The sequence below is a fragment of the Rhodococcus zopfii NBRC 100606 = JCM 9919 genome (assembly GCF_001895025.1).
GTDB lineage: Bacteria > Actinomycetota > Actinomycetes > Mycobacteriales > Mycobacteriaceae > Rhodococcus > Rhodococcus zopfii.
On record NZ_BCXI01000096.1, the window covers coordinates 1 to 3,932 of the forward strand.

The following is a 3,932-nucleotide window of genomic DNA, read 5'->3' on the forward strand; positions in this document are numbered from 1 at the left end:
TGACTCGACAGGGATGGGGCACACGACACCGCCGATTCCGCTTTCCTCGAAGCCTGAGCGAGCCGGGATTCGCCGGGGGTGTGCACCGCGGACCGACGAGCATCCTCTCCCCGCATCTCGAAATTCTATCCTGTTGTAGCAGCAAATTTTTCGAATTTTTCGCGGATCGAGCGCAGCCTCGGCGGCGAGGCCGCCCGGTTCGTGTTCGGGGGCGGCGGAATCGACTTCCGTTGAATGGAAAGGCGCCGTTGTGATGGCCATCACCCGGTGCTCTAATTCGGGTACCCCAACGCAGCGCGCGTCGGCCCCATTCGAAGGAGTCATCAGGTGCCCAGCCTTGAGCGGTCGCAGTGGTACGACCTCACGCGAGATATGAATTGGACGTTCACCTACGTCGACGAAAAGGACGTCTTCCCCGAGGAGCTTTCCAACAGCCACGGCATCGCCGCCGAGGACTGGTGGGGGTGGGACGAGCCCTACAAGGTGACCTACACCGAGTACGTCCACAACCAGTTCGGCAAGGACGCCTCGGTCTACGCCGTCAACGCGGTCGTCGGCCGTTCCAAGATCTTCGAGTCCCTCGACCCCGGCTGGAAGTCGGCGATCATCGCCCACTACGGCGCCATCGCAGTCCCCGAGTACACCGCCGGCATCGGTGAATCCCGGATGGGACGCTTCGGCCGCGCCGCCGCGTGGCGCAACATGGCGCTGTACGGCACCCTCGACGAGACCCGGCACGGCCAGATCCAGACGTACTTCCCCTACGGCCTTCTGGCGAAGGAACCGCGGGCGGACTGGGCCCACAAGGCCTTCCACACCAACGAGTGGGGGGCGCTCGCCGCCCGCAGCCTGTTCGACGACATGTTCGGCGCGAACGATGCGGTGTCCACCGCGATCCAGCTGACCTTCACCTTCGAGACCGGCTTCACCAACCTGCAGTTCCTGGGCATGGCGGCCGACGCGATGCGGGTCGGCGACGTGGACTTCGGTTCGCTTATCTCCTCGATTCAGACCGACGAGGCACGGCACTCCCAGCAGGGTGAGCCGACGGTGAAGATCCTCATCGAGCAGGGGCACAAGGATGTTGCCCAGAAGCTGGTCGACCACATGTTCTGGCGCTCGTGGAAGGTCTTCGCGCTGCTGACCGGACTGTCGATGGACTACTACACGCCGCTGGAGCACCGCGCCCACTCCTTCAAGGAGTTCATGAGCGAGTTCATCGTCAAGCAGTTCCTGGAGCAGTTCCGCGACTTCGGCCTGGAGAAGCCGTGGTACTGGGACGAATACTTCCTGCCGGAGCTCGACTGGCTGCATCACGCGTACCACCTCGGTGTCTACAACTGGCGTCCGACGGTCTGGTGGAACCCCGATGCCGGGGCCTCGCCGGAGGAGCGGGACTGGCTGGAGCAGAAGTACCCGGGCTGGAACGAGAACTTCGGACGGCACTGGGACGTCATGGGCGACAACATCCGGGCGGGCAAGCCGGAGGCGACGTTGCCCGAGACCCTGCCGATGATCTGCAACATGTGCCACATTCCGATCTGCACGCCGGCCGGCTTCAACGCGGGCAAGCTCGACAGCCCGCTGCCGCACACGCTGGTCCACGACGGACGCCAGTACAACTTCTGCTCGGTGCCCTGCAAGTGGATCTTCGAGGAGTCCCCGGACCGGTTCAAGGGGCACACCAGCGTGATCGACCGGTTCCTCGGCGGCGAGATCCAGCCGCCGGACCTGGGTGGCGCGCTCGCCTACATGAGCCTCTCGCCCGAGGAATGCGGCCAGGACGCGACCAACTACGAATGGGCCGCCGAGGCCTACGTGCCCGGCAAGTTGCCTGTCGGCGCGGACAAGTGAGGGAGAACGGAACATGGCACTTTTCCCGTTGCAGGGCATGTTCGACGGTGACTTCGTCTTGATGCTCGTCCCGGTCGACGACCAGGACACCATGACGCAGGTCGCCGAGAAGGTGGCCTACCACGTGGTCGGACATCGCGTCGCCGCCCAGGACCGTCCGCTGCAGGTCCGCCACAACTCGGTCGCCGTCGCGCCGGACGCCACCGTGACCGGCGCCGGCTTCGGTCCGATGGACGTCGTGGAAGTGGGGTATCTGTGACGGCGGAGGCGGACGTCGCTGCAGACGTCGACATCAAGTGGGTCGAAGTTCCCGAGGCACAGGACATCTGGGAGGGCGACATCGTCGATGCCGAGGTCGAGGGTGAGCAGGTCGTCATCGTGCACCACCTCGACGGCACGTACGCAGCCTTCCAGGGCCTCTGCCCGCACCAGGAGGTGCTCCTGGCCGACGGCAAATGGGACGAGGACACCTGTGTGCTCGCGTGCCCGGGCCACCTGTGGGAATTCGACATGAAGTGTGGCGACGGCATCAACCCGACGGGCTCGACGCTGTACCGCTACCGGGTCGAGGAGAACGACGGGGTGATCCGGGTCGGGATCCCGCAGGACGGCGAAACCCACTACAACAAGTCCTACGAGAGCTGAAGGCCACTCATGACCGACAACCACAGCGCCGCCAAACTGGTCGGCCCGGTGATCCGCGGCTTCGACCCGGACCTGGCCGAGGCTGTGATGGCCGCCGTCGAGCGGGACAACCCCGACCTGCCGGTGACCATCGACGACCAGGACGGCTACGTCCGGATTCACACTCCCGGCCGGTGTGTGCTCACGCGCGCCACCCTGGAGGACGAGCTCGGCTACACCTACCCGATCACGCGACTCGAGCAGGCGCTGGCCTCGTTCTCGGGCCGCGTCCTCACCTCCGACGACAGCATCGAGTGGTACCTGGAGAGGAACAACTGACATGACCACCACCCCTGCAGGCCGCCGTAAGCAGCGCACCTGGAGCCAGTTCGGCGAGGTGAAGCGCAAGCCCACTCCGTACGAAGCCGTCACCGGCAAGTTTCACTACCACTTCCGTCGCGAGCCGGCTCCCTTCGAGCTCGACCCGACGACGCCGATCAACACCTGGTACCTGAACAACCGCGAGGGCTCACCGCTCCAGGTCGAGGACTGGGAGGCGTTCCGCGACCCCTACAAGCTCACCTACCGCGACTATGTCGCGATGCAACACGAGCGCGAGATCTTCGTCGATTCACTGGTAGACCGATCGGAGGCCAGTGGCCTCGTCGACGGCCTGGACCCGGCGTGGGTGGCCACCCTCGCGGACGTCCTCGTTCCGATGCGATTCCCGATCCACGCGCTGCAGATGGTGAGCCTGTACGTCGGCCAGATGGCCCCGTCGTCCTACATCACCAACTGCGCCCACTTCCAGGCCGCTGACGAGATGCGGCGGATCCAGCGGATCGCCTACTGGACCAAGGTGCTCGCCAACACCCACGGTGACGGCATCGCCGAGACCGCGCGAAGCCGGGAGATCTGGGAGTCCGACCCCGCCTGGCAACCCCTGCGCAAGGCACTCGAGACCCTCCTGATCAGCTATGACTGGGGGGTAGGCCTTCACGGCCCTCTGCGTCGTCGTCAAGCCCACGCTGGACACGCTCTTCAACGACTGCCTGAGCGATCTCGCGGCACAGAACGGCGACCGGTTCGTCGCCGAGCTGGCCGCGGAGTTCGCCCGCGATTCGGCCCGCAGCCGGGACTGGACGCAGGCGCTGACAACCTATGCGCTCGAGCGGGACCCGTCGCTGTCCGAGGTGCTCGAGGGGTGGGTCTCGAAGTGGGTGCCCGTCGCCGACGAGGCGGTCACCGCTCTCGCTCCGGCCCTGGGCAAGGCTCCGGTCCCGCTCGACCCGGCGGCCGTGGTGAAGAGGGCTGTCGCGACCCGCGAGGAGTTCATCATTGGCACCGCCATCTGACCCGGCGGTTCTCGGGGCCGGCACTCCGGCCCCGAGAACCGCCGGGCCCTACCGTGTGACAGTCGAGCCGTCGGGTGATTCCTTCGCCGTCCGGCCGGG

The 3,932-nt window shown here is 66.0% G+C and carries 6 protein-coding genes; 5 read left to right on the forward strand and 1 reads right to left on the reverse strand.

Translation table 11 applies throughout. The features are described from left to right. Nucleotides 1–261, reverse strand: a 261-nt coding sequence (locus RZ1_RS31050; protein WP_218020506.1) for a hypothetical protein, incomplete at its 3' end; no start/stop codon positions are given. 66 nt (nt 262–327) lie between these two features. On the opposite strand from RZ1_RS31050, the gene RZ1_RS29160 reads away from it, so the two are divergent. The 5 genes from RZ1_RS29160 to RZ1_RS31950 are packed head-to-tail and all read left to right on the forward strand — an operon-like array spanning nt 328 to nt 3,892. Beyond that, entirely contained in the window at nt 328–1,854 is a 1,527-nt protein-coding gene (locus RZ1_RS29160; protein WP_072816400.1) for a ferritin family protein, read from the forward strand. Between the two features lie 13 nt (nt 1,855–1,867). Continuing rightward, nucleotides 1,868–2,113, forward strand: a complete 246-nt coding sequence (locus tag RZ1_RS29165) for a toluene-4-monooxygenase system B family protein (RefSeq protein WP_072816402.1) — start codon at nt 1,868–1,870, stop codon at nt 2,111–2,113. Next, on the forward strand, nt 2,110–2,499 hold the full coding sequence (locus RZ1_RS29170; protein ID WP_072816404.1) for a Rieske 2Fe-2S domain-containing protein: 390 nt from the start codon (nt 2,110–2,112) through the stop codon (nt 2,497–2,499). The genes RZ1_RS29165 and RZ1_RS29170 overlap by 4 nt, the downstream gene beginning before the upstream one ends. A gap of 9 nt (nt 2,500–2,508) precedes the next feature. Next, the gene (locus tag RZ1_RS29175) at nt 2,509–2,817 is read left to right on the forward strand and encodes an MmoB/DmpM family protein (RefSeq protein ID WP_072816406.1); all 309 of its coding nucleotides are present in this window, start codon (nt 2,509–2,511) and stop codon (nt 2,815–2,817) included. Nucleotide 2,818: 1 nt separating this feature from the next. Next, nucleotides 2,819–3,892: a ferritin family protein gene (locus RZ1_RS31950; RefSeq protein WP_445009304.1), complete on the forward strand. Its 1,074-nt coding sequence runs from the start codon at nt 2,819–2,821 to the stop codon at nt 3,890–3,892. Nucleotides 3,893–3,932: the final 40 nt, after the last annotated feature.

Bases quoted from the DNA above. Each gene is read 5' to 3' on its own strand.
- RZ1_RS29175 (WP_072816406.1), top strand. From the start codon at position 2,509: ATGACCGACAACCACAGCGCCGCCAAACTGGTCGGCCCGGTGATCCGC.
- RZ1_RS31950 (WP_445009304.1), top strand. From the start codon at position 2,819: ATGACCACCACCCCTGCAGGCCGCCGTAAGCAGCGCACCTGGAGCCAG.
- RZ1_RS29165 (WP_072816402.1), top strand. From the start codon at position 1,868: ATGGCACTTTTCCCGTTGCAGGGCATGTTCGACGGTGACTTCGTCTTG.